The sequence below is a fragment of the Streptomyces sp. genome, from assembly GCF_035644915.1.
Lineage (GTDB): Bacteria > Actinomycetota > Actinomycetes > Streptomycetales > Streptomycetaceae > Streptomyces.
This window is the reverse complement of the sequence record NZ_DASQNP010000064.1, coordinates 1-5,003: the sequence shown is the minus strand read 5'-3', so window position 1 is coordinate 5,003 and position 5,003 is coordinate 1. Positions and strand designations below refer to the sequence as shown.

2 protein-coding genes are annotated in these 5,003 nt (G+C 73.2%); both read left to right on the top strand.

The genetic code is table 11. The features are described from left to right. Positions 1 to 3,074: SDR family NAD(P)-dependent oxidoreductase (locus VE546_RS06490; RefSeq protein ID WP_324919484.1), on the top strand; the 3,074-nt coding region annotated here is incomplete at its 5' end. 64 nt (positions 3,075 to 3,138) lie between these two features. Further along, the coding region (locus tag VE546_RS06485; RefSeq protein ID WP_324919482.1) for a type I polyketide synthase at positions 3,139 to 5,003 on the top strand (1,865 nt) is incomplete at its 3' end.

Genomic DNA, 5,003 nt, shown 5'->3' with positions numbered 1-5,003 from the left:
CCGACACCACCTACACCCAGCCCGCCCTGTTCGCCCTGCAGACCGCCCTCTACCACCTCACCCGCTCCCACGGCCTCCACCCCGACCACCTGGCCGGCCACTCCCTGGGCGAACTCACCGCCGCCCACCTGGCCGGGGTGTGGACCCTGCCCGACGCCGCCCGCCTGATCACCACCCGCGCCCGCCTGATGGGCACCCTCCCCCCCGGCACCGGCATGCTCGCCATCACCGCCGACCGCCACACCCTCACCCCCCTGCTGGCCGACACCACCGCCGAGATCGCCGCCGCCAACTCCCCCACCCACACCGTCATCGCCGCCGACACCACCACCTTGGATGCCCTCACCACCCGCTGCCAGACCGCCGGCCTGCCCACCCGCCGCCTCCGCGTCAACCACGCCTTCCACTCCGCCCACCTCGACCCCATCCTGACCGCCTTCCACACCACCGCCGCCGCCCTCCCCGCCCAACCCCCCACCCTGCCGGTCATCTCCGGCCGCACCGGCCAACCCCTCACCCCGGCCCAGGCCACCTCCCCCGAGTACTGGACCGACCAACTCCGCCACACCGTGGAGTACACCGCCGTCACCACCCACCTGCAGACCACCGGCACCACCGTCTACCTCGAACTCGGCCCGGCCACCTTGACCCCGCTGACCGCCCAGACCCTGACCACCCCGGCCACCACCACCGCCGCCCTACACCACACCCGCCCCGAACCCCACACCCTGACCACCGCCCTGGCCACCGTCCACACCACCCACACCCCCCTGACCTGGCCCACCACCCCCACCCCCGGCCCCCACCCCGACCTGCCCACCTACCCCTTCCAACACCACCCCTACTGGCTCACCGACACCTCGACGAGCTCGGGTGCTCCGAGGCGCCGGGACACGGCCGAGGAGCGGTTCTGGGAGGCCGTCGAGCAGGGCGACCTCAATGCTCTGGCCGCCACGCTCGGGCTCGGGGACGGCGGCGAGGCGACGCAGGACCCACAGGCCGTTCTCTCGCCCGTCCTGCCGGTGCTGTCGTCGTGGCGCAGGCAGCAGGCTGAGTTGTCGGCGGTGTCGGACTCCCGCTACCACCTGGGGTGGACGCCGCTCACCGAACCCGCCCCGGGCGCCCTGTCCGGGCAGTGGGTCGTGGTCGCGCCCGAGCCCCGGGGCGAGCAGGCCGAGTGGGCGGACTGGTGCACGGCGGCGTTGCGCAGGGCGGGCGCCGAGGTCGTCGAGTTGACGGTGGACGCCGCCGTAACGGACCGCCTCGCACTCGCCGAGGCGATCGGCGCCCTGCCGGACGTCGGAACTCCGGTTTCCGGGGTCCTCTCCCTGCTGGCGCTGGCCGACGGCGGGAGCCGGACCGGGACCGCGTCCGTCACCGGGTACGTCCCGCTGGCCGCCACGATGGCACTGCTCCAGGCGCTCGGTGACGCGGGCTGGGACGCGCCCCTGTGGAGTCTGACGAGCGGCGCCGTCTCCACCGCCGTGTCGGCGCCCGTCACCTGTCCCGCTCAGGCCCAGGTCTGGGGCCTGGGCAGGGTGGCGGCGGCCGAACACCCCGACCGCTGGGGCGGCCTGGTGGACGTCGCCGGTCCGCTCGACGAGCAGGGCGGTCGGCTGCTGGCCGCGACCCTGGTCGGGTGGGACGGCGAGGACCAGGTGGCGATCCGGCCGGGCAGTGCCTTCGCATGCCGGCTGCGGGCCGCCACCACCACCCGCCCGCCGCGCCGCAGTTGGAGTCCGTCCGGCACCGTGCTGGTCACCGGCGGTACCGGGGCACTCGGAGCCCACGTGGCCCGGTGGCTCGCCGACCGCGGCGCCGGGCACCTGGTCCTCACCAGCCGCCGGGGCGAGGAGGCGCCGGGTGCGGCGGAGCTGCGCGCGGAGTTGACCGCGATGGGCACGACGGTCACCATCGCCGCCTGCGACGCCGCCGACAGGGAGGCGCTGGCCGCCGTGCTGGCCGCCATCCCGCAGGAGCAGCCGCTGACCGCCGTCGTGCACGCCGCCGGTCTGCTGGACGACGGCGTCGTGGATGCCCTCACCCCGGAGCGGCTGGAGCGCGTACTGCGTCCCAAGGTGGACGCCGCGCTGAACCTGCACGAGCTGACCGCGGGCCTCGAACTGGACGCCTTCGTCCTGTTCTCCTCGATCGCGGGCGTGCTGGGCGGCATGGGGCAGGCCAACTACGCAGCGGCCAACGCCCACCTGGACGCGTTCGCCGAACACCGGCGAGCCGCGGGGCTCCCCGCGACGTCGATCGCCTGGGGGCCGTGGAGCGGTCCGGGCATGGCAGCGGACGAGGCGGTGAAACGGAACATCCACGACACCGGCGTCCGACCGCTGACCCCCAAGACCGCCATCGCCGCCCTGCAGGAGGCCCTCGACCGGAACGAGACGCGTCTGATCGTGGCCGACTTCGACTGGCAGCTCGCCGCCGCCGCGGCGGCCGACGCCGTCCGGCGCAACCCGCTGTTCGGGGACATCCCCGAGGTGCGGGCCGCCTGGCAGGCGGCCGACAGCGCGGCGGCGGACGGCGCGCTGGCCGCCGGTGCCCTGCGCCGGCAGATCCAGGACGCCGACTCCCGGGCCGACCGCGAGCAGATCGTGCTGGAGCTGGTGCGGGAGCGCACCGCGACGGTGCTCGGCCACCGCTCGGCGGACGCCGTGGAGGCCGACAAGGCATTCCGGGACCTGGGCCTGGACTCCCTCGGCAGCATCAAGTTGCGCAACGCGCTCAACACCGGCACCGGGCTGAAGCTCTCGGCCACCATGCTCTACGACTACCCCACCCCCCTCGCACTCGCCCGGCACCTGCTGGACGAGATCGCCGAGGAGGACACCGTCAGCGAGGCGACGGTGTTGGCCGAGCTGGGGAAGCTCGACGACACCCTGAGCGTCCTCGAACTCGACGACAGCGGCCGACGCAAGATCGCCGGCCGGCTCCAGGTGCTGCTCGCCAAGTGGGGAGACGGCCCGGATCACACCGACGAAGACCGTTCGCACCAAGACCTCGACGCGGTGACCGCGGAAGAGCTCTTCGACCTGATCAGTGACGAGTTCGGGAAATCGTGATGGCGCCCCCGACCGGAACGCACACGCCCGCGGCCTTCCCCGACGACTCAAGGAGCTTGCACTAATGGAGAACGAGAAGAAGCTTCTCGACCACCTCAAGTGGGTCACCGCAGAGCTGCGGCAGGCCCGCCAGCGGCTCCGCCAGCTCGAAACGGACGGCGACGAACCGATCGCGATCGTGGGCATGGCCTGCCGACTGCCCGGTGACGTCTCGACGCCCGAAGAGCTGTGGGATCTGGTCGCGAACGGCACCGACGCCATCTCCGAGTTCCCGACCGACCGCGGCTGGGACATCGACTCCCTCTACCACCCGGACCCCGACAACCCCGGCACCAGCTACTCGCGGCACGGCGGGTTCCTGCACAATGCCGCGGAGTTCGACCCGGAGTTCTTCGGCATGAGCCCGCGTGAGGCGACCGCCACCGACCCGCAGCAGCGGCTGCTGCTGGAGATCGCCTGGGAGGCGTTCGAGCGGGCCGGCATCAACCCGGTGGCCGAGCGGGGTCGTCCGGTCGGAGTCTTCGCCGGGGTCGAGGACCAGGACTACATCAGCCGACTGCACTCCGTCCCGGAGGAGTACGAGGGGTTCATCGGGACCGGCGCCTCGATGAGCGTCGCTTCCGGGCGCGTTTCCTACACCTTCGGCTTCGAGGGTCCCGCGGTGACCGTGGACACCGCCTGTTCGTCGTCGCTGGTGGCCCTGCACCTGGCGTGCGAGTCGCTCCGCAAGGGCGAATCCTCCCTCGCGCTGGCCGGCGGCGTCACCGTCATGTCCACTCCCGCCTGCTTCGTGATCTTCAGTCGGCAGCGGGCCATGGCGCCGGACGGGCGGTGCAAGCCGTTCGCGGCGGCCGCGGACGGCACCGGCTGGAGTGAGGGCGCGGGCATGCTGCTCCTGGAGCGGTTGTCGGACGCCCAGCGCAACGGGCACCGCATCCTGGCCGTCATCCGCGGCTCGGCGGTCAACCAGGACGGCGCCTCCAACGGGCTCACCGCTCCCAACGGACCCGCCCAGCGCAAGGCGATCGAGCAGGCCCTCGTCAATGCCCGGCTGTCGGCAGCCGATGTCGACGCCGTCGAAGCCCACGGCACCGGCACCACGCTGGGTGATCCGATCGAGGCCCAAGCCCTGCTGGACACGTACGGCAAGAACCGCTCCGGGAAACAGCCTCTGTGGCTGGGGTCGCTGAAGTCCAACATCGGCCACACCCAGGCCGCCGCCGGAGTCGCCGGCGTGATCAAGATGGTCATGGCGATGCGGGAAGGGATGCTGCCGCGCACCCTGCACGTGGACGCTCCGTCGTCGCACATCGACTGGTCCTCGGACACCGTCCGGCTGCTCACCGAGAGCACCGCATGGCCGACCGCGCCGGAACGCCCCCGGCGCGCCGGCGTCTCCGCCTTCGGTATCAGCGGGACGAATGTCCACGTCATCCTGGAGCAGGCCCCGGCCGAGGCCCCCGAGCCTGAGGAGTCCTCCGCCGACCCGGCCGAGGACCCCGCTGTCGGAGACGGGGAGCCCGGGGGCGGGGATGGGGAAGCAGAGACCGGGGAGTCCGAGGGGTCGGGGTCGGTGGTGGTGTGGCCGATCTCCGCCCACACCCCCCAGGCGCTGGCCGCCCAGGCCGCCCGACTGCACACCTGGCTGACCGCCCGCCCGCACCTGACCCCGGCCCGCACCGCCCACACCCTGGCCACCACCCGCGCCACCCTCGACCACCGCGCCGTCATCACCGGCACCCACCGCACCGACCTGCTGGAAGGCCTGCACGCGCTGGCCACCGGCACCCCCCACCCCCACCTGACCACCGGCACCCCCCACCCGCCCGGCCGCACCGTCTTCGTCTACCCCGGCCAAGGCGCCCAATGGCCCGGCATGGCCGCCGACCTGCTGGCCACCGAACCGGTCTTCGCCGACGCCCTCCACCA